Here is a 19,438-nt window from a genome sequence, read left to right as displayed (position 1 = left end):
CCGCTGTCGTGAAGGAACCCGCGGCCGGGAACGAAGAAGCCCCCCGCTTTCGCGAGGGGCTTCTTCCGTCTGTGCGCCGCCAGGGACTCGAACCCCGGACCCGCTGATTAAGAGTCAGCTGCTCTAACCAACTGAGCTAGCGGCGCCTGCTGACAGAGAAAATACTACCTGGTCCTCGGGGGTGCTTCCGACCACCACCCCGGAGGACGCCGCAGGCCCTTCCGGCCGGCTCAGATCGCCAGCGACAGCACCACCGGCGCGGCCCTGCGATTGAGCGTGTCGGCCGCCGAGCGCAGTCGGTGGGCGTGCTCGATCGGGAGCGAGAGTGCGAGGCAGCCCACGGCGGCGCCCGCCGTCAGCGGTACCGCCGCGCAGACCGTGCCCACGGCGTACTCCTGCAGGTCGAGCACCGGGACGGTCGGCGGCTGGCTGTCCAGCTTGGAGAAGAGCACCTTCTCGTTGGTGATCGTCCGGGAGGTCAGCCGGGCGATCTTGTGGCGTGAGAGGTGGTCCCGGCGGCCGTTCTGGTCCAGCTGGGTCAGCAGGCACTTGCCGACCGCGCTGGCGTGGGCGGCCGAGCGGAAGTCCACCCACTCGTTGACCTTGGGCGTGCGCGGGCCGTCGGCGAACTGGGTGATCTTCACCTCGCCGTCGATGTACCGGCTGATGTAGACCGCCGCCCCGACGGAGTCGCGCAGCTCGGTGAGCGTCTCCTGGAGCTTGCCCTCCAGAGCTTCGCGGCGGGTCAGACCGGAGCCGAGGAGGATGAGGGAGTCGCCGATCACATAGGCGCCGTCGGCGACCTGCTCGACGTACCCCTCGCGTCGGAGCATCAGGAGCAAGGAGGACAGATGGGCGACGGGCAGACCGGTCTCACGCGCGATCTGGACGTCCGTCACCCCGCCACCGTGCCGTGAGACCGTCTCGAGGACGCGCAGGGCGTATTGCACCGAGTGGAACGGCGCGGTGGGCTCGGGCTTCAGCGCCACGGTTTCCCCCTACCAGGTTGTGACCGCAAGCTTCCGTACCACGATAGCCGTCAAACTCCCTTTTCGGGGCGGCTGTTGGCGAGAATGATGCGGCGCCCCAGCGTCATACGCTGGGGCGCACCACTCTGGCATATGCCAAGGTCAAAGCTCGTTCGTAGAGACTGAGGTCAGAGCACCGCGCCCAGGAACTCGCGGGTACGCGGATGCTCGGCTTCCGAGAAGATTTTTTCCGGAGAACCGGACTCGATCACCTTTCCCGCGTCGAACATCAGAACCTCGTCCGAGATGTCCCGGGCGAAGTTCATCTCGTGCGTCACACAGATCATGGTGATGTCCGTCGTCCTGGCGATCTCCCGGAGCAGATCCAGCACACCCGCGACCAGTTCCGGGTCCAGCGCCGAGGTCACCTCGTCCAGCAGCAGCACCTCGGGCTCCATCGCCAGCGCCCGGGCGATGGCCACCCGCTGCTGCTGGCCGCCGGAGAGCTGTGCCGGTCTGGCCTCGCACTTGTCGGCCAGACCGACCATGTCGAGCAGCTCGCGCCCGCGCGCCTCGGCCTCCTCCCGGCTCTTGCCGAGGACCCGCATCGGCGCCTCGGTGATGTTGCGCAGCACGGACATGTGAGGGAAGAGGTTGAAGTGCTGGAAGACCATCCCGATCTTCTTGCGCACCTCGCGCCGGTGCCTCTCGTCCGCCGGGTGGAGCTTGGCGCCGTTGACCCGGATGGTGCCGGCGTCCGGCTTCTCCAAGGTCATCAGCAGCCGCAGGATCGTCGTCTTGCCGGAACCGGAGGGTCCGATCAGCGTGACGTGCTGCCCCTGGCGCACCGTGAAACAGAGATCGTCGAGGACGGTGATCTCCTGGTCGGCCCCGAATCGCTTGGTGACGTTCTCGAATCGGATCAGTTCTTCAGACAAGGCGGCGCTCCAGGGAACGGACGAGCAGGGAAGCGGGATACGCGATCAGGACGAAGGCCACGCCGACCACGGTGAGCGGCTCGGTGTACTGGAAGGTGGCCGCCGACTCCAGCCGGGACTGCTGGAGAAGCTCCAGGACACTGATTCCGGCCAGCAGCGGGGTGTCCTTCAGCATCGCGATGACGTAGTTGCCGAGCGCGGGCGCGATCCGGCGCAGGGCCTGCGGCAGGATCACCGTCAGCCACGTCCGGTGGCGCGGCAGGCTGAGCGCCTTCGCCGCCTCCCACTGCCCGGCCGGTACGGCGTCGATGCCCGCCCGGTAGACCTGCGCGGTGTACGTCGAGTAGTGGAGCCCGATCGCGAGCGTGCCGGTGGTCAGGGCGGAGAACTGCACGCCCCACTCCGGCAGCACGAAGAAGAGGAAGAAGAGCTGCACGAGCAGCGGAGTCGTCCGGACGAACTCGGTGACCGCGTGCACCGGCCAGCGCACGAACCGGCTGGGGGCGCGGAAGCCCAGCGCCCACACCAGACCCAGCGTGAACGAGAGCAGTGAGCCGAGCACCAGCACCTGAAGCGTGACGAGCAGGCCGTCCCAGAAGCGCGGCATGAAGTCCACCACCGCGGACCAGTCCCAGTTCACTTGGCCACCACCCCCAGGTTCGCCTTGCCGCGGCGCTCCAGCGCCTTCATCGAGCGGGTGATCACCAGCGCGATCAGGAAGTAGACGACCAGGGTCACGGTGTAGATCGCACCGCTCTCCTGGGTCGCCAGCCGCACCAGGTAGGCGGCGAAGGACACGTCGCCGACGCCGAGCAGCGAGACCAGCGCGGTCCCCTTGAGCAGCTCGATCAGCAGGTTGCAGAAGGACGGGATCATCTCGGGCACGGCCTGCGGGAGCAGGACGAGCCGCAGCCGCTGCCAGGGCGTCAGGCTGAGCGCGACCCCCGCCTCGCGCTGCGCCTTCGGTACGGCGTTCAGGCCGCCGCGCACGATCTCGGCGCCGTACGCGCCGTAGGAGAGACCGAGCGCGAGGATCGCCGCCCACATCGGGACGAGCTGCCAGCCCACCAGGGGCGGCAGGACGAAGAAGAGCCAGAACATGAGGATCAGCGCGGACGTGCCGCGGAAGACCTCGGTGTAGAACCCGGCCAGGAAGCGGACGGCGCGGGAGCGGTGCGTACGGGCGGTGCCGACGGTGAAGGCGACCAGGGCGGCGAGCGCCGCGGAGGCGATCAGGAGCTGGAGGGTGATCCAGATGCCGGGCAGGACCCAGTTCTGCCAGAGTCCCGCGGTCATCGGCACAGCTCCTCGGCGGTCAGCGTGGTCATCTCGGCCTCGGTGAAGCCGAAGCGCCGCATGATCCGGAAGAGTTCGCCGCTCTTCTTCATCGCGTGCAGCTCGGTGTTGAAGGCGTCCCGCAGGGCGGTGTCGGTGGGACGGAAGGCGAAGCCGCCGCCGTCGATCTTCTTCTTGCCGTCGACGACGGCGGCGAAGGGTTCGGTGGCCTCGGTCCTGGTGGACTTGCGGACGACCGAGCGCGCCGTCAGCGCGGTGCCCGCGAAGACGTCGACGCGGCCGGACTCGACCGCGTTCAACCCGGCGACCTGGTCCTGGAGGACCACGATGTCCTTCTCCGGGTAGCCGGCGGTCACGGCGTTGCCCAGCTGGGCCCATCCGCTGCCGGTCGCGAAGCGGGCCTTCGTCCGCACCACGTCCTCGTACGAGCGCAGCTTCTTCGGGTTCCCCTTGCGGACGATGAAGGAGTCGAGCATCTGGTACTCGGGGTCGGCGAAGAGGACCTGGGCGCAGCGCTCCTTGTTGATGTACATCCCGGCCGAGACGACGTCGAACTGCTGGGAGTTGAGGCCGGGTATGAGGGAGGCGAAGTCGGTGGCCACGGGCTGGACGCGCCCGATGCCGAGACGCCCGAAGATCACCCGGGCCAGCTCGGGCGCCTCACCGGTGAAGGCGCCCTGCTCGTCGACGTAGCCGTACGGCACCTCGCCCGCGATGCCGAGGCGGACGGTGCCCTGGGATCTGAGACGGCCGAGCGCGTCGCCCGAGGCGACGCGGGCACAGCCGGCCGCGCCGGCCGCCGCCGCGGCGGCCGTCCCCCACAGCAGCGTCCGCCGCCGTATGTGTTGCGTTGTTCGAGGCATGGGCGCCCGGCTACCCGAAGCCGAACAGGTCATTCCTCTTAGGTGCCGGAATAACCGGAGACCGCCTCCTGTTCTTCTTCTCCGTACATACGTCTGAGGCAGAAGGGTCGTCAACGGTGAGCGACGCGATTCGGGGCACGGCCCACGGGGACTCGCCCGTACCGCTGTCCGTACTGGACCTGGTGACCGTCGGCAGCGGCAGGACCGCGAGCCAGGCGCTGGCCACCAGCGTCGAGATCAGCAAGCTCGCCGAGCGGCGCGGCTACCACCGCCACTGGGTGGCCGAGCACCACTCCATGCCCGGTGTCGCCTCCTCCTCGCCGGCCGTCATCCTGGCGCATCTCGCCGCCCACACGCACCGCATCCGGCTGGGCTCGGGCGGTGTCATGCTGCCCAACCACGCCCCGCTGGTCATCGCCGAGCAGTTCGGCACGCTGGAGGCGTTCGCCCCGGGCCGCGTCGACCTCGGGCTCGGCCGCGCGCCCGGCACGGACGGCGCCACGGCCGCCGCCCTGCGCCGGACGCAGACGCTGGGCGAGGGCGCGGACGACTTCCCCCAGCAGCTCACCGAGCTGATCCGCTTCCTCGACGACGACTTCCCCGACGGCCATCCGTACGCCCGGATCCACGCCGTGCCCGGCCCGGTGCAGGGGCCCGCCGCCCGGCCGCCGATCTGGCTGCTCGGCTCCTCCGGGTTCAGCGCGCGCCTCGCCGGGATGCTCGGCCTGCCGTTCGCCTTCGCGCACCACTTCTCGGCGCAGAACACGATCCCCGCGCTCGACCTCTACCGGGACTCCTTCCGCCCTTCCCCGGTTCTCGACGCGCCCTACGCGCTCATCGGCGTCGCGGCCCTCGCGCACGAGGACCCCAGGGAGGCCCGCCGCCAGGTCCTCACGGGCGCGCTGTCGATGCTGCGTCTGCGCACCGGCCGGCCGGGCCTCATCCCGACCCCGGAGGAGGCGGAGGCGTACACCTTCAGCCGGACGGAGCGGGACTTCGTCGACAGCTGGCTGGCGACCATCCATCACGGCACGGCGGACGAGGTGCGGACAGGTCTGGACGATCTGCGCAAGCGCACCGGCGCCGACGAGCTGATGATCACGGCCAACGCCCACGGCGGCGATGCGCGGCTGCGGAGCTACGACTTGATCGCGGACGCGTACGGGATGCCGGACGGGGTTGTTCCGGGGGAGTGAAACCTGGGTTTCGGCAGTCGGTTGGTTCGGTCCGGAAGGGCCCGCTCCGACAGTCCTAAGTGAACCTTAAACCGCTCGTCACCTGTGGTGGCGGGCGGTTCCCTTGTGTGCCGCACGGCTCTGACAAGGGCTTTCCCAGGCAAATTGGTCTAGTCCTCAATTTGGTTCAGACCATTGACGTGCTGTTCGCGCGGCGGCTATCACTTCCCCAACTGCTGTACCGCGCACCCCTCGTATCCCCCTCGGAGGCCGCACGTGCACCCCCGCAAGCCATTGATCGCCGCGCTCGTCAGCTCGGCCCTCGCCGCAGGCGCGCTCGCCGCGACCGTGGGCCTCGGCTCCGCCCAGGCGGCCGGCGCCGCCACCACCGCCTCGACCGGCGGCGTGAAGATCGCGTACTACGACCAGTGGAGCGTGTACGGCAACGCCTTCTACCCCAAGCACCTCGACACGCGGGGCATCGCGGCCAAACTGGACGTCATCAACTACTCGTTCGGGAACATCCACCCGACCGAGCTCACCTGCTTCGAGGCCAACAAGGCGGCCGGTGACGACGCGAACCCGAACGCCGGTGACGGAGCGGGTGACTCGTACGCCGACTACCAGCGCTCCTTCTCGGCCGCGGACAGCGTCGACGGGGTCGCCGACAAGTGGGACCAGCCGATAGTGGGCGTCTTCAACCAGTTCAAGGAGCTGAAGGCGAAGCACCCCCACCTGAAGATCAACATCTCGCTGGGCGGCTGGACCTACTCCAAGTACTTCCACGACGCGGCCAAGACGGACGCCAGCCGCAAGAAGTTCGTGGCCTCCTGCGTCAAGCAGTACATCCAGGGCGACCTGCCGGTCGAGGGCGGTTACGGCGGTCCGGGCACCGCGGCCGGCATCTTCGACGGCATCGACATCGACTGGGAGTACCCCGGCTCGCCCGACGGCCACCTCGGCAACCACTACGGCCCCGAGGACAAGGCCAACTTCACCCTGCTCCTCGCCGAGTTCCGCAAGCAGCTCGACGCCTACGGCGCGGCGAACGGCGGCAAGAAGTACCTGCTCACCGCGGCCCTCCCGGCCGGCCAGGACAAGATCAAGCACATCGAGACGGACAAGATCGGCGCGTACCTCGACTACGCGAACATCATGACGTACGACATGCACGGCGCCTGGGACGGCGACGGGCCGACGTACCACCAGTCCCCGCTCCACTCCGGCGCCGACGACCCGACCGACCCGATCAAGCCGGGCACCGAGAAGTACTCGATCGACAACGCGATCGACGCCTGGATCGACGGCAAGCCGGCCTACGGCATCGCGGGCGGCTTCCCGGCGAACAAGCTGACGCTGGGCTACGAGTTCTACTACCGCGGCTGGAAGGGCGTCCCGGCCGGCGCGACCAACGGCCTCGCGCAGCCGGCCACCGGCGCCTCGGCGGCCCGTCCGGTCAGCCAGCAGGCGGGCATCGCGCACTACAAGGAGCTCGGCGGCATCGTCGACAACCCGGCGACGACCTTCTGGGACGACCAGGCCAAGTCGGCCTACTTCTACAAGGACGGGGAGTTCTTCACCGGCCTCGACCAGCGGACCATCCAGGCCCGCGCCGACTACGCGCACCAGCGCGGCCTGGCCGGCGCGATGATGTACTCGCTCCTCGGCCTGGACACCAACACCACGCTCTTCAACCAGATCGTGACCGCGGTCGGCTCCTCCCCGACCCAGCCCACGCCCACCCCGACGCCGACCGTCACCGCCCCCACCACGGGCCCGACGCCGACGCCGACGCAGACCACCACGCCGCCCACCGGCTGCACCGCCCCGGCGTACGTGGCCGGCACGACCTACACCGGCGGCCAGCTGGTCTCCCACAAGGGCCGCACCTGGAAGGCCCAGTGGTGGACCCAGAACGAGGAGCCGGGCACGACCGGCGAGTGGGGCGTCTGGAAGGACCAGGGCGCCTGCTAGGCCGTGTCCGGAGAGTAGCGCTGTCTGCCCGCAGGGCAGGGCCCGCGGCGTCTGGTGCGTGCGATCGCAAGGCGGAGGGCCGCCCTCGTACTGGGCGTACTGGGGCGATCCGACAACGCAGCGAGCGGGCGTGCCAGGCGTCGCGGGCCAGGCGGGACTTTCCGGACACGGCCTAGTGCCCCACTGAGCTGACCACTGCCCCCGCCCGGGATGTCCCTCCCGGCCGGGGGCAGTTCCATGCCCCCGCGTACGGATTCAGACGGGCAGCGGAGCGGACCCGATCAGCTCCGCGATACGGTCCGGGGCCACCGCGCGCGAGTACAGCCAGCCCTGGCCCGTGTCGCAGCCGATGCGCCGCAGCCGGGTCGCCTGGCCCGAGGTCTCCACGCACTCGGCGGTGACCGTCAGGCCCAGCCGGTGCGCGAGCTGGACCAGGGCCTCCACGATCAGCTCGTCCGCCGGGTTGGCGTGCGCCTCGTCCTGGAAGCCGCGGACGAAGGAGCCGTCCAGCTTGAGCACCGAGACCGGCAGCCGGCTCAGATACGCCAGGTTCGAATAGCCCGTGCCGAAGTCGTCGATCGCGATCCGCACGCCCATGTCGCTCAGCGCCTGGAGCGCCTGGAGCGGACGGCCCGCCGAACCCATCACCGCGGACTCGGTCAGCTCCAGCTGGAGCAGATGCGGCGCGAGGCCGGTCTCCGCCAGGATGCCCGCCACGTCCGCCACCAGGTCCGAGTCCCAGACCTGACGTACGGCCACGTTGACGCTCACGAACAGCGGCCGCTCGCGCGGATGGTCCTTCTGCCACTGCCGGGCCTGCCGGCACGCCGTGCGCAGCACCCACCGCCCGAGGTCGACGATCGACCCGTCCTCCTCGGCGATACCGATGAACCGATTCGGCGCGAGCGTGCCGAACTGCGGGTGGTTCCAGCGCACCAGCGCCTCCACCCCGTGCACCGCCCCGTCCGCGAGACCCACCAACGGCTGGTACTCCAGCGCGAACTCGCCGCGCTCCACGGCCGGTCGGAGGGTGGAGGAGAGCGCCTGCCGGGTCATCCGGTGCGCGTTGCGCTCGGGGTCGAACAGGGTCCAGCGGGCCTTGCCGTCGGCCTTCGCCCAGTACAGCGTCGTATCGGCGGCCTGCATCAGCCCCGTCGCGGTCGTCCCGTGGGCGCCCCGCTCCACCACCCCGATCGAGGCCGAGACCGAGAGCCGCTGTCCGGCGAGGTCGAAGGGCCGCTGGAGCGCGCAGAGGACGGACTGCGCCAGATCCGCGAGCTGTTCGGTCCCCGTGGAGTCCTCGACGAGGATCGCGAACTCGTCGCCGCCGAGCCGCGCCACCAGGTGCCCGCCGCTCCTGGTGTACCCGTCGCTGTCCGCACACTCCGTCAGACGGGCGGCCACGGCGGCGAGAAGCCGGTCCCCGACCCGGTGCCCCAGCGTGTCGTTGACCGCCTTGAAACCGTCGAGATCGAGGTAGCAGAGACCGATCCGCCCTGTTCCGCCATGCCCGTACGACTCATAGGACTCGTAGGACGATCGGATGTCCGGGCTCTCCTCCTCGTGGGAGGCCGCCTCCAGGGCCGCCGAGAGCCGCTCGAAGAACAGGGTGCGGTTGGGCAGCCGGGTCACCGGGTCGTGCATCTGGAGGTGGCGGAGCCGCGCCTGCAGTTCACGCCGGTCGCTGATGTCCGCGATCGAGAGGAGGACCCGGCGGCTGTCGGGTACGGGGGAGACGGTGACCTCGGCCCAGAGCGAGCGCCCGTCGGGATGCTTGAGCCGGCGCGTGCAGCGGAAGCGGGAGCGCCGGCCGCGCAGCACCTCGCGGTACGCGTGCCGGGTGCGGCCGTCGGAGGTCAGGTCGACGAGGTCGGCGGCGGCCTGCTCGGTGAGCGCGCCGGTCTCGGTGCCGAGGAGGCTGCCGAGCGCGTCGTTGGCGGAGACGACGAGGCCGTCCTGGTCGACCACGGCCATGGCGAGCTGGGAGGCCCGGAAGGCGGCCCGGTAGTCGTGGAGTTCGACGTCGACCGCAAGGTTGTGATCACGCTCCGTGATCGGGGGCGCGGGCTCCCGTGCGGTCGAGAGCTGGGCGTGCACCGGTCCTTCGGGGGTTCCGCTCACCGCTCGCTCCCGTAGTGCAGTTGGGCCGTACAGACGTGGTCGGGATGGGTCGGGATGGGGTCGGCCAAGGAAAGTGTGCCGATCATAGGGGCTGCGCCGGGGGTCATTCCAGCTCCGTGGGCGCCCTCCCGCTCCGCGGGGCCGTGCGGCTCGCCCCCGCGGCCATCCGGACGATCGTTTCTGCGCGGGTCTGACATGGGACGGCGACGGCCTGACCGATTGTGACGTTCCGTGAGCCGTTGCCCGCTCGTGTCGCGTCGACCCCGTGTCGCGCCCTCACCCGACTGGGGCAGCGGAAAAGTGCGAAACCTCCCAAACCCCCACAAGGTGGGTGGGGTATCCCGCAATCCGGAGCCGGAGGTCTACGTGAGGGGTCAGCAGACACCCGAGGGAGTGGAACGTCCGCGGCTGCGCGCCCCCGCCGCCGCCTTCACCTCCCTCGTGGCGCTCGCCGCGACGGGGCTCGTGGCGGGCCCCGCCGCGGGCGCGCCGACGGCCGGTCCCTGCGCCCTGCCGCGTACCGCCGCCCATCACTCCCTGGGCCTGGACACCTGGAACGGCTCCTACCCCAAGCCCGTCCGCTCCCTGGACGCGGTCATGATCTTCCTGTCCTTCCCCGACTCCACCCCGCTGATCGGCACCGACGAGCTGGCCGCCGACCACTTCCCCGCCACCAGCGACTTCTTCCGGCGCGCCTCGTACGGCCGCTTCACGCTCCGCCCGGACACCCGGCGCGAGTGGATCCGGATGCCGAAGCCCTCCACCTCGTACGCCATACAGCGCGACTGGGACGCGGGGAAGCGGACGGCGTATCTGCGGGACGCCCTGGCGGCGGCGAACGACACGGTCGACTTCTCGCGGTACGACATCGTCTACCTGGTCGCCGACCCGGACGCGCCGGGCGTGGACTCCGACGCCACGAAGGTCGTGAACCTGGAGCACCCGCTCACCGTGGACGGCACGGACGTCAAGCGGGTCGTCACCGTCTTCGAGCGGCATCCGCCGGACCGCAACGTGCTGGCCCACGAGACGGGCCACGTCTTCGACCTGCCCGACCTCTACCACCGGCCGACGGACGGCAAGGGCGACTGGGACACCCATGTGGGGGACTGGGACGTCATGGGCAGCCAGTTCGGCCTCGCCCCGGACCTCTTCGGCTGGCACAAGTGGAAGCTCGGCTGGCTGGACCGGAACCAGGTGACCTGTGTGCAGGGGCAGGGCAGCCGGCTGTTCAGCCTGGAGCCGCTGGCGGCGGCGCCGGTGCCCGGCGGCACGGTCGGGAACCGGCTCGCGGTCGTACGGACGGGCACGGGCACCGCTCTCGCGATCGAGGCCCGCGGCTCGACCGGCAACGACCAGGACACCTGTACGGAGGGGGTGCTGATCTACCGCGTGCGCAACGAGGCGGCGTCCGGGGACGGCCCGGTCGAGGTCGTGGACACCCATCCGCGGACGGATGCCTGCTGGGACCGCTCGGTGTACCCGCCGCTCGCCGACGCGCCGCTGGGGGTGGGCGAGACGTTCACGGTGCCGGGGGAGGGCACCCGGGTGGAGGTGGCGGACCGGACGCGGGCGGGTGTGTGGACGGTGAAGGTCACCCTGCCGGAGAAGTCCTGAGGCGGCGGAGCGCGCACACGAAGAAGCCCCCCGCTTCCGCGAGGGGCTTCTCCCGTCTGTGCGCCGCCAGGGACTCGAACCCCGGACCCGCTGATTAAGAGTCAGCTGCTCTAACCAACTGAGCTAGCGGCGCCTGCTGACGTCGTAGACCTTAGCATCCTGATCGGCGGGAGGAAAAATCGATATCCGCACGTCGGCGGCGGAGGCCGCCCGGACCGCCCGGACGCAGGCCCAGAGCATGACCTCGGGGCCCGGAAGCCAGGGATGACGCGTGTCGGGTGCGACGACCCAGCGGGGGCCGGCGGGCTCGCGCGGGGTCAGCGGAGGGATGGTCACGGCGTCGCCGGTGCCGTGGCAGAGCGGCGGCGGGACGGTGTCACCCCACTCCTCCCACTCGAGCAGCGACGGTAACCGCTGGGCGGTACCGGGCGCGGCGAACAGGAGCATCCGGCCCCGGTACACGGCGACCGGTCCGGTGCCCGGACCTTCCGTCCAGAGCCGGTCGAGCATCCGGCGCCCGAAGATCGTGTCCACGTTCACGACGTCGAAGACCGTGCCGCAGGGGAGAACGGCGGGGGCCGCGGGCCGGGCCTCCCACAGGGCGAGCGTGGAGCGCGGGTGGGAGGCGGCGGAGGCGAGCCAGTCGGCCCCGGCACAGGTGACGTGCGCGGTGTGATGCCGGCCCTCGTCCTGCTCCCGCAGGAACCGGAAGATGTCCGCCCGGTCGGCGCGCCGCTCGTCGGTGTCGCTCTGGGTCGGGCTCAGGGGGGTCTCGTCTCGCAGCCATGCACTCATGGAGCCAGATCTACCGGGAGTGACGACTCCGTTTCCGAGAGTTGGCGGAAACCCGGACACGGACGGTGTCGGAGGAGTATCTTTCGCCCCGGCATATGCCAGGTGCGGGCGGCCCGCGGCGGGTGCCCCCAGGCCGTGCCTGGACGGGCCGAAGCCGTGGGGCGACAGTCCGCCGGGCCCGTGACGGCCTGGCCCGTGACCCCTGGCCCGTGACCCCTGGCACGTCCTAGTCGTCCTGGGGGATTCCGCCCGTACGGATCAGGTCGCGGCCGAACTCGATCATCCGGCGCGCGTAGTCCTCGGTCCACTCCGCCCGCTCGGCGACGTCCGCGGGCGTCAGCCGGTCGAACCGGCGGGGATCGGCGAGCTGCGCGGCCGCCATCGCCTGGAACTCGATCGCGCGGTCGGTCGCCGCCCGGAACGCGAGCGTCAGCTCCGTCGCCCGGGCCAGCAGCTCGCGCGGGTCGTCGATCGACTCCAGGTCGAAGAAGTGCTCCGGGTCGGCGGTCGCCTCGGCAGGCTCGAAGATCAGCGGTGCGGGCCGGAGGCGCCGCTGCTCGTTCCGCTCCGCGGATTCCGCCATCGTCCTTCTCCTCCTCGCACACACGCGGCCCGGAGACCCGGGCCGACTTCCATTGTCCAGCCTCGCGCAAGGGGGCCCGGTGGCATCAGTCGCCGAGGCCGCGCAGATACACCGCGAGCCCGCCGAAGAACTCCCGTTCGGCGTCGATGCCCGGGGCGTGCCGGGCGGCCTCCGTCATGTAGGGGAAGCGGTCGGCCGGCAGCTCCGCGATGGCGGTCGTTCCCGCGCCGGCGAGCGACCCGAGGTGTTCGAGCTGGATCGCCCCGACGACGTAACCGACCAGGCCGCGCAGGGCGAGGACCCGCTGTTCGCCCTCGATGCCCGCCTCGGCCAGGATCCCGAGCACCGACTCCGACCAGCGCAGCAGCCCGGGGAGGCGGTGCCGGTGGGTGACGGTCAGCGGGACGGCGGCGGGGTGGGCGTCCACGCTGTCGCGCAGCCGGCTGACCATGACCTCGACCCGCTCCCGCCAGGGCGTGCCGGGGGCGGGCGGGGCCGGGTCGACCGTGCTCAGGACGCGCTCGACGACCAGCCCTTCCAGCTCGTCGCGGTCGGCCACGTACCGGTAGAGCCCCATGGTGCTCATGCCGAGTTCCTTGGCGACGCTGCGCATGGACAAGCCGGTGAGGCCGTCGCGGTCGATGACGGCGAGGGCGGCGGTGGCCAGTTGGTCCTGGCTGAGGGAGCGGGGGCGCGGCACGGGTTGACAGCGTACGCCATACGCCTAAAACTCGTAGGAGTACGACGTACGCCTACGTGGAGGTGTTCCATGGCCCTGCCCGGACGACGACTGCGGCCCGGCTCTCCGGCCCCCGTCCTCTGGCTCGACCCGCTCCTCGGGCCGCCGGTCGACATCCCGGACCCGGCACGCCTCGTCCACCTGCAGTTCCGGCGCTTCGCCGGCTGCCCCGTCTGCCACCTGCACCTGCGGTCGGTGGCGCGACGGCACGAGGAGATCGAGGCGGCCGGCATCCGCGAGGTCGCCGTCTTCCACTCACCGCCCGAGGAACTGGCCCCGCACCTGGACGGCCTGCCGTTCCCGGTCGTCGCCGATCCGGACAAGCGGCTCTACAGGGCGTTCGGGGTCGAGTCCTCGCCGAGGGCGCTGCTCACCCCGCGGGCGTGGGGGCCGCTTCTGCGGGCGGTGACCGTCGGCACCTGGGAGATGCTGCACGGCCGCGCCCGCCCGCCGGTGCTCCGCCCGCGCGGCGGCCGGCTCGGTCTGCCCGGCGACTTCCTGATCGGGACCGACGGCCGGATCGTCGCCGCGAAGTACGGCGAACACCTCGACGACCAGTGGACGGTCGACGAACTCCTCACCCTGGCCGCCCGCACCCCGAGCCCCGAGGTCCCCGTCCCCCCGTCAGTCGGCTGACCCGCCGCGACGCCGTTCAGGGACGCCAGCTCACCCGGTGCTCCGCCAGATGGGACAGCACCGCGTGGTTCGCCTCCCAGCCGTCCGGGAACTTGACCGTCACGCCCAGCTGGACCGGTTCCGTCGACGGATGGTCATCCAGGAGGTCCGCCACGCCCGCGCGGCAGACCACGACGCAGGCGTGGCGGTGCCGGGAGGCCAGGACGCACAGGCGGCCCGTCTCCAGGTGGAAGGCCGTGGCGTCCGGGCGGCCCGAGAGCGGGTGGAGGACCACCGTCACGTCGTACTCCCGGCCCTGGAGACGGTTCGCGGTGTCCACCGTCACGCCCGAGACGCCCAGCTCCGTGAGCGCCGCGCGGACCGCCGCCGCCTGGTCGCGGTGGGCCGTGCCGACCGCGATCCGGTCCGGGGTCAGCGGCACCGGGTCGGGCGAACGCTCCGAGACGGCCGCACCGCCCCGGTCCAGCAGACGGCGCACCACCAGCGCCACGGCGCCGACCGCCTCGGGATCCGTGCGCGGGGTGTGGCGCGCGGGCAGTTCGAGCAGCCCCCACCCCGACTCGGCCGCCTCGTCCAGGACCCGGTCCGGGCCGGAGCCGTCCGACGCCACCCCGAAGCTCAGCCGCCGGTCACCGTGGCCGGTGCCGCTGCGGAAACGGGTGTACGGATAGAACGCGTCGGACACCAGCGGCGCGGCCGAGGCCGGCAGCCGCCAGGACACCGGCAACCGGTGCTGGGGCAGGTCCGGATTGTGGGCGAGCAGCGTCGAGACCGCGCTCGCCGACGGGTCGTACGCGAGCCCCGCCCACTGCTCCGCGCCGACCACCGAGAACGGGTCCAACTGCCCCGGGTCGCCCACGAACAGCGCCCGCTCGAAGAGCCCCGCCACCGCGAGCAGCGCGTCCGAGCGCATCTGGTACGCCTCGTCCACGATCGCGTGTGCCCACGGCTCGACGTTCTTGACGTGCGCCCATTTCGCGGCCGTGGAGATCGTCACCGGAAGTCCGGCCAGATCGCCCGCCTTCGACGACTTCCGTACGTTCTCCAGACCGTCGAGCGCCTTGTCGTACGGATCGCTGTCGTTCGAGTGCAGCCGGCCCACCGGAAGCTCGGGCTCCTTCTCCGCCAGCCTGAGGACCAGGTCGTCCACCTGCGCGTTCGTCTGCGCCACGACCATCAAGGGTCGCCCCGCCGCCGCCAGTTCGAGCGCCGCCCGCACGACGAGCGTCGACTTGCCGGCACCGGGCGGCGAGTCGACGACCACGCCCCGGGCGTCGCCGTGCAGCGTGTCGGCCAGGATGCCGGCCGTCGCCCGTGCGGCGGCCGACGAGGGATCGAAGACGTCGGGGGTCACAGCAGGTCCTCCGTGGTCACGGCATCGGGCATCTCGGCGGTGTCGGAGCGCGGCGGTCCGCCGTGCGTCCAGGGCGTCTCCTCCGGGTCCGGCAGCTTCGCCCCCACCCGCTGGTCGTGCTCGAACAGCGTCCAGGCGATCCGCTCGCCCTTCTCCGGAACCGAGCCCTCCGCGGGCTCCTTGGACCGGCCCATCCTGTCCAGGACCCGCAGCACCAGGGAGCCGTCCTCCTCGTGCCGCACGAACTCGGCCGTCTGCGGCTTGCCTTCGAGCGAGCGGTACGCCTTCACGCCCTGGCCCAGGTGCGGCCGGTCGTCCGTCCGGACGGTCAGCAGCGGGCGCGGCGCGGGCCGCTTCGACTCCGACCAGGCCATCGTCACCTCCACCACCTCCGCGACGAACGCCTCGCCCGACAGCCGCCGCCCCGCGAGCACCAGCGGATCGTCGAGCGCCTCCTGGGCGTCCAGCTGACCCTGCGCGGACTCGCGCGCCGCCAGCTTCTGGGCCGCCGTCACCGCGTCGTCGCGGCGCGGCTGCGGCGGCTCGCCCGCCACGACCCGGTCGCGGTGGCCGGTGAACGACCAGCGGTCGCGGGTCCAGCGGTCCGCGACGCGGGCACCCTCCGGCAGCTCCCGCAGCAGACCCAGGGAGCGCCACACCGCGTCCCAGGTGGGCGTGAGCTGCGAGGCGATCAGCCGGCGGACCTCGCCCTCCGCACGGTGCAGTTCGCCGAGCCGCTCGTCGGCGCTCTCCCCGTCCTCCGCCGCGGCCAGCGCCTGCCGTGCCCGGTCGAAGCGCTCGATCGCGGGCGCGAGCAGCCGGTTGTCGAAGGCCGGGTCGGTCGCCGGACCGGCGGGCGGGCACAGCAACTGCCCGTCGCGGTCCCGGCCGAGCTCGGCCCGCAGCGCCGCTTCGGCCCCCGTGTCCCCCTCCGGGGGATCGATCCAGGACAGCAGCGCGCCCAGGTGCTGGTCCTCCAGGGAGGACTGGCCCGTCGCCCAGTGCCGGTTCAGCAGGTCGGTCGCGGCCAGCAGCAGTGAGGAGCCCGGCACCCGGGCGCGCTCGCCGAAGTGGGTCAGCCAGCGTCCGAGGAGCGGCACCCGCGGCGGCGCCGGGAACGGCGTCTCCGGGTCCTGCTCCACCGTCCGCCGGAACCGCATCGAGCGCCCGAGGAGCCGTACGTACTCGATGCCCGCCCGGCTCGGCACGATCAACTGCGGCGCGTCCGCGCACAGTTCGACCTCGACCTTGACCTTCTTGCCGGTCTCCGGGTCGGTCTCGTTCCTCTCGGCGGCCTCGACCGCGCCGGTGAACGAGTCGATGTACGGCAGGACCTCCTCGGCCAGGTCGGCGAGGAACGCGAACCGCAGGTCCCGGTCGCGCGGCTGCGCGACGACGAGCAGCCGCGGCTTCTCGGGGTCGGTCCCGACCAGCGCGCCGAGCGGTGCGCCCGCCTCGCCGGCCGTGGTGAGCGGCACGAACACGAGCGGCCGGTCCGCCAGATGCCGGTGGCGGACCGTGGCCAGCGGCTGCGCCCGCCCGGACTCGACGGCCTCCAGCCGGGCGAGCGTGGAGATCAGCGACATCAGAGCCCTCCTCGTCCGCCGCGGCCGGTGCCGATCCCGGTCCCGGTTCGGATCCCGGTCCCGGCCCCGGCGCCGATCCCGATCCCGGTGTAGGGCGTCCCGGCCGGAACGGGACCGCCCGTCCCCCGCGCGCTCAGCATGCGAACGCCTCCCGCACGGGCACACCGGCGGCCGCCGCCCGGCCCGCCTCGATCGCCTCGGTCCGCAGCGCCTGGGCCCGGCGCAGCGCGTCGACCGTCGGGTCCTCCGCGTCGCCCTCCTCGCCGCGCGCCGCCGCCAGCACCGCCCCGATCGTGGTCAGTCCGCCCAGCTCGCCGCGGACCGACCGGCCCAGCGCCTCCACCGCGCCCGCGAGCCGCGCCCGCTCCCGGCAGTGGAAGGCCAGCTCGCAGGCGGACAGGCACTCCGGCGCGTACGCGTGCGGAACCGTCTCCACCGCCGAGGCCAGCTCCTCCGCCGAGCACGTCTCCACATCGAAGGTGACGCCCTCCGGCAGCGCGGAGGCGATGTCCTCGATCCGGGTCAGCCGGTTCAGCTGCCGGCGGGTCACGGACAGCTGCTTGCGGACGTCGACGACCGAGGCCGTCGGCAGGTTGGAGAAGTCCTTCGGGCAGACGAGCAGCACCGAGTGCGCCACCGCCGCACCCTCCGTCCGGTCCGCGACCCGCTCCAGGGCCAGGACGTACACCGCCGCCTGGCGGGCCGCCGCGCCCACCTTGGAGGCGTCCGCCGAACCGTCGATCATCGGGAAGGACTTGATCTCCACGACCGTCCACCGGCCGTCGGGGTGCACCACCACCGCGTCGGGCTCCAGGTAGGCCGGGGAACCGGCCACGTCCAGGGCCAGCATCGGATGGCCGAGCAGCGTCCACTGCCCGGCCGCGGTCGCCTCGCGCAGCGCGAGGGCGGTGCGGGCCGTCCGGCCCTCGGGCCCGGCCGCGGCCAGATCCGGCACCCGCACCGTCCCGGGCTCCTCGATGCCGAGGAGACGCAGCAGCTCGCGCCCGCCGTCCGCCGTGACCTTCGCCTCGAAGGCGTTGCCCCGCATGAACGCGAACTGCGACTGCCCGAACGCCGCCGGCGAGCCCAGCTTCGAGGCGAGGGCGGCCTTGTCGACCCCGGCGCCGTCGAGCAGCGCACGCCGTCGGCAACCGGGGTTGGCGGCCAGCGCCGCCAACGCCCGCGCGTCCAGCGGATGCGGCACCACCGCCGGTCCGCGCAGCTCAGCGAGCCGGTGCCGGAGTGTCGTCTGCGGAGGTCGAGGAGCTCCGCTGCCCAGGGATTCGCTCACCCGCGGAAGTCTCCCATCCGCCACTGACAAGCGGGGCCCTGCCCGGGTGCGGGGTGGCGCGCACCCGGTGCGCGAGGCGCAGCGCGGGCGCGGTGAGCAGCAGTCCGAGCCCCATCACGGCCGCCCCCGCGACCGCGTCGAGGAAGTAGTGGTTCGCCGTGCCCATGACGATCACCGTGGTGAGCAGCGGGTAGGCGACGCCGAGGGCCTTCAGCAGCGGCGTACGCCCGTACCGCCACAGCAGCACCCCGCACCACAGGGCCCAGCCGACGTGCAGGCTCGGCATGGCCGCGTACTGGTTGGTCATCGCCCCCATCCCGCGCGGCGCGCTGGCCTCGGCGCCCCACCAGCCGTACGAGCTGAACTGCGCCATCGTGTCGACGAAGCCGTGGCGGGCGTCGAGGAGCCGGGGCGGGCAGGTGGGCAGCAGGGTGAAGCCGACCAGGCCGAGGAGGGTGGAGAGCATCAGCCAGGTGCGGGCGGCCCGGTAGCGGCCGGGGTGGCGGCGGAAGAGCCAGACCAGGACGGCCGGCGTGACGAGGTAGTGCAGGGAGGCGTACGCGAAGTCGGCGGGGATCGCCAGGGCGGGTGTCTCGGTGAAGAGCCGGTTGAGCGGGTGCTCGGCGTTCAGGTGGAGGGCCTTCTCCAGGTCGAGGATGGCCAGACCGTGATCGACGGCGCTCCGCACGTCACCGCGGGCGAGCAGCCGGCCGCAGGAGTACGCCGCGTACACGACACCGATCAGTAGCGCTTCCGCCCACCAGCGCGGCCTTCCCATGCCCGGTCCCCCCTTGTTCGACCGAGGGAAGGGACGCCGGGAACAGGACGGAGGTTGCCCCCGCGTCGCCGTCGGTTCACGTGCGGGATGATGGGTGTGCATCCGAAACGTGAACCTCTGGAGCCCCTTCATGGCACCGCGCATGCTGCTCGCCCGGCACGGCCAGACCGAATGGTCGCTGCTCGGCCGGCACACCGGCAGGACGGACATCCCCCTGCTCGACGAGGGCCGGCGCGGCGCCAAGCTGCTCGGCGAGCGGCTGCACAGGGCGCCCTGGAACGGCCTGCCGGACGTGGAGATCCGCACCAGTCCGCTGGCACGCGCGCGGGAGACCTGCGACATCGCCGGCTTCGGGGAGCGGGCCCAGGAGTGGGACGCGCTCATGGAGTGGGACTACGGGGCGTACGAGGGGCTGACCCCGCCCCGCATCCAGGAACTCAGTCCGGGCTGGCTGCTGTGGCGTGACGCCGTGCCGGACGGCGAGAGCCTGGCGCAGGTCTCGGCGCGGGCGGACGAGGTCGTCGAGTGGGCGCGGTCGGCGGAGCGGGACGTGCTGGTCTTCGCCCACGGGCACATCCTGCGCACGATAGCGGCGCGCTGGCTGGGCGAGGACATCTCCTTCGGCGCCCGCGTCCGCCTCGATCCGACGAGCCTGTCGGTACTGGGCTGGGCGTACGGGGCTCCGGCGCTCGAGCGCTGGAACGACACGGGCCACATGGAGTGA

Annotated in this window: 18 protein-coding genes and 2 tRNA genes; 5 read left to right on the top strand and 15 right to left on the bottom strand. The window is 72.0% G+C overall.

Annotated elements, in window-relative coordinates; all coding sequences use genetic code 11:
* Positions 1-72: 72 nt before the first annotated feature.
* The 6 genes from ACZ4VW_RS15395 to ehuB all read right to left on the bottom strand — a co-directional run bounded on the left by ACZ4VW_RS15395 (position 73) and on the right by ehuB (position 4,065).
* Positions 73-146 (bottom strand) — tRNA-Lys (locus tag ACZ4VW_RS15395).
* An 84-nt stretch (positions 147-230) separates the two neighbouring features.
* A complete protein-coding gene (locus ACZ4VW_RS15390; protein WP_355112295.1) occupies positions 231-989 on the bottom strand; it encodes an IclR family transcriptional regulator in 759 nt (252 codons plus the stop codon).
* A gap of 167 nt (positions 990-1,156) precedes the next feature.
* Positions 1,157-1,906 carry an amino acid ABC transporter ATP-binding protein gene (locus ACZ4VW_RS15385; RefSeq protein ID WP_467962361.1) on the bottom strand — a complete coding sequence of 250 codons (750 nt, stop codon included), beginning with the start codon at positions 1,904-1,906 and terminating at the stop codon, positions 1,157-1,159.
* A complete protein-coding gene (gene ehuD / locus ACZ4VW_RS15380) occupies positions 1,899-2,546 on the bottom strand; it encodes an ectoine/hydroxyectoine ABC transporter permease subunit EhuD (RefSeq protein ID WP_467962359.1) in 648 nt (215 codons plus the stop codon). Before ehuD ends, ACZ4VW_RS15385 begins: the two co-directional genes overlap by 8 nt.
* Positions 2,543-3,202, bottom strand: a complete 660-nt coding sequence (gene ehuC, locus ACZ4VW_RS15375; RefSeq protein ID WP_467962357.1) for an ectoine/hydroxyectoine ABC transporter permease subunit EhuC — start codon at positions 3,200-3,202, stop codon at positions 2,543-2,545. Before ehuC ends, ehuD begins: the two co-directional genes overlap by 4 nt.
* Complete coding sequence (gene ehuB / locus ACZ4VW_RS15370) at positions 3,199-4,065, bottom strand: ectoine/hydroxyectoine ABC transporter substrate-binding protein EhuB (RefSeq protein WP_467962355.1); 867 nt, start codon at positions 4,063-4,065, stop codon at positions 3,199-3,201. The genes ehuC and ehuB overlap by 4 nt, the downstream gene beginning before the upstream one ends.
* Before the next feature lie 116 nt (positions 4,066-4,181).
* Between ehuB and ACZ4VW_RS15365 the strand changes: the two genes are divergently transcribed.
* Together ACZ4VW_RS15365 and ACZ4VW_RS15360 are read left to right on the top strand one after the other, a co-directional pair.
* The gene (locus tag ACZ4VW_RS15365; RefSeq protein ID WP_467962353.1) at positions 4,182-5,261 is read left to right on the top strand and encodes an LLM class flavin-dependent oxidoreductase; all 1,080 of its coding nucleotides are present in this window, start codon (positions 4,182-4,184) and stop codon (positions 5,259-5,261) included.
* Positions 5,262-5,516: 255 nt separating this feature from the next.
* The gene (locus ACZ4VW_RS15360; protein WP_467962352.1) at positions 5,517-7,214 is read left to right on the top strand and encodes a glycosyl hydrolase family 18 protein; all 1,698 of its coding nucleotides are present in this window, start codon (positions 5,517-5,519) and stop codon (positions 7,212-7,214) included.
* Positions 7,215-7,469: 255 nt separating this feature from the next.
* On the opposite strand, the gene ACZ4VW_RS15355 is transcribed toward ACZ4VW_RS15360, so the two are convergent.
* The gene (locus ACZ4VW_RS15355; protein ID WP_467962350.1) at positions 7,470-9,335 is read right to left on the bottom strand and encodes a putative bifunctional diguanylate cyclase/phosphodiesterase; all 1,866 of its coding nucleotides are present in this window, start codon (positions 9,333-9,335) and stop codon (positions 7,470-7,472) included.
* A gap of 393 nt (positions 9,336-9,728) precedes the next feature.
* On the opposite strand from ACZ4VW_RS15355, the gene ACZ4VW_RS15350 reads away from it, so the two are divergent.
* The gene (locus ACZ4VW_RS15350) at positions 9,729-10,952 is read left to right on the top strand and encodes a M6 family metalloprotease domain-containing protein (protein ID WP_467962348.1); all 1,224 of its coding nucleotides are present in this window, start codon (positions 9,729-9,731) and stop codon (positions 10,950-10,952) included.
* Between the two features lie 59 nt (positions 10,953-11,011).
* On the opposite strand, the gene ACZ4VW_RS15345 is transcribed toward ACZ4VW_RS15350, so the two are convergent.
* The 4 genes from ACZ4VW_RS15345 to ACZ4VW_RS15330 form a co-directional block, all read right to left on the bottom strand.
* Positions 11,012-11,085 (bottom strand) — tRNA-Lys (locus ACZ4VW_RS15345).
* A complete protein-coding gene (locus ACZ4VW_RS15340; protein ID WP_467962346.1) occupies positions 11,076-11,747 on the bottom strand; it encodes a bifunctional DNA primase/polymerase in 672 nt (223 codons plus the stop codon). Before ACZ4VW_RS15340 ends, ACZ4VW_RS15345 begins: the two co-directional genes overlap by 10 nt.
* A gap of 226 nt (positions 11,748-11,973) precedes the next feature.
* Positions 11,974-12,330 (bottom strand): hypothetical protein, encoded by a 357-nt coding sequence (locus tag ACZ4VW_RS15335; RefSeq protein ID WP_467962344.1) that lies wholly within the window; start codon positions 12,328-12,330, stop codon positions 11,974-11,976.
* 85 nt (positions 12,331-12,415) lie between these two features.
* Positions 12,416-13,030, bottom strand: coding sequence for a TetR/AcrR family transcriptional regulator (locus ACZ4VW_RS15330; RefSeq protein ID WP_467962342.1), 615 nt, complete (start codon positions 13,028-13,030; stop codon positions 12,416-12,418).
* Between the two features lie 69 nt (positions 13,031-13,099).
* On the opposite strand from ACZ4VW_RS15330, the gene ACZ4VW_RS15325 reads away from it, so the two are divergent.
* Positions 13,100-13,705, top strand: coding sequence for a peroxiredoxin-like family protein (locus tag ACZ4VW_RS15325; RefSeq protein WP_467962340.1), 606 nt, complete (start codon positions 13,100-13,102; stop codon positions 13,703-13,705).
* Positions 13,706-13,721: 16 nt separating this feature from the next.
* Here the strand turns inward: ACZ4VW_RS15325 and ACZ4VW_RS15320 are convergent, their stop codons facing one another.
* The 4 genes from ACZ4VW_RS15320 to ACZ4VW_RS15305 all read right to left on the bottom strand — a co-directional run bounded on the left by ACZ4VW_RS15320 (position 13,722) and on the right by ACZ4VW_RS15305 (position 18,714).
* Positions 13,722-15,059: an AAA domain-containing protein gene (locus ACZ4VW_RS15320; protein ID WP_467962338.1), complete on the bottom strand. Its 1,338-nt coding sequence runs from the start codon at positions 15,057-15,059 to the stop codon at positions 13,722-13,724.
* The gene (locus ACZ4VW_RS15315; RefSeq protein WP_467962336.1) at positions 15,056-16,645 is read right to left on the bottom strand and encodes a hypothetical protein; all 1,590 of its coding nucleotides are present in this window, start codon (positions 16,643-16,645) and stop codon (positions 15,056-15,058) included. The genes ACZ4VW_RS15320 and ACZ4VW_RS15315 overlap by 4 nt, the downstream gene beginning before the upstream one ends.
* Positions 16,646-16,778: 133 nt before the next feature.
* The gene (locus ACZ4VW_RS15310; RefSeq protein WP_467962335.1) at positions 16,779-17,936 is read right to left on the bottom strand and encodes a hypothetical protein; all 1,158 of its coding nucleotides are present in this window, start codon (positions 17,934-17,936) and stop codon (positions 16,779-16,781) included.
* Entirely contained in the window at positions 17,869-18,714 is an 846-nt protein-coding gene (locus ACZ4VW_RS15305; protein WP_467962333.1) for a phosphatase PAP2 family protein, read from the bottom strand. Before ACZ4VW_RS15305 ends, ACZ4VW_RS15310 begins: the two co-directional genes overlap by 68 nt.
* 130 nt (positions 18,715-18,844) lie before the next feature.
* Between ACZ4VW_RS15305 and ACZ4VW_RS15300 the strand changes: the two genes are divergently transcribed.
* The gene (locus ACZ4VW_RS15300; protein ID WP_467962331.1) at positions 18,845-19,438 is read left to right on the top strand and encodes a histidine phosphatase family protein; all 594 of its coding nucleotides are present in this window, start codon (positions 18,845-18,847) and stop codon (positions 19,436-19,438) included.

Source organism: Streptomyces sp. NPDC029139 (assembly GCF_055564335.1).
Note: the sequence above shows the minus strand (reverse complement) of the source record. Positions and strands in the feature narration are given on the sequence as shown.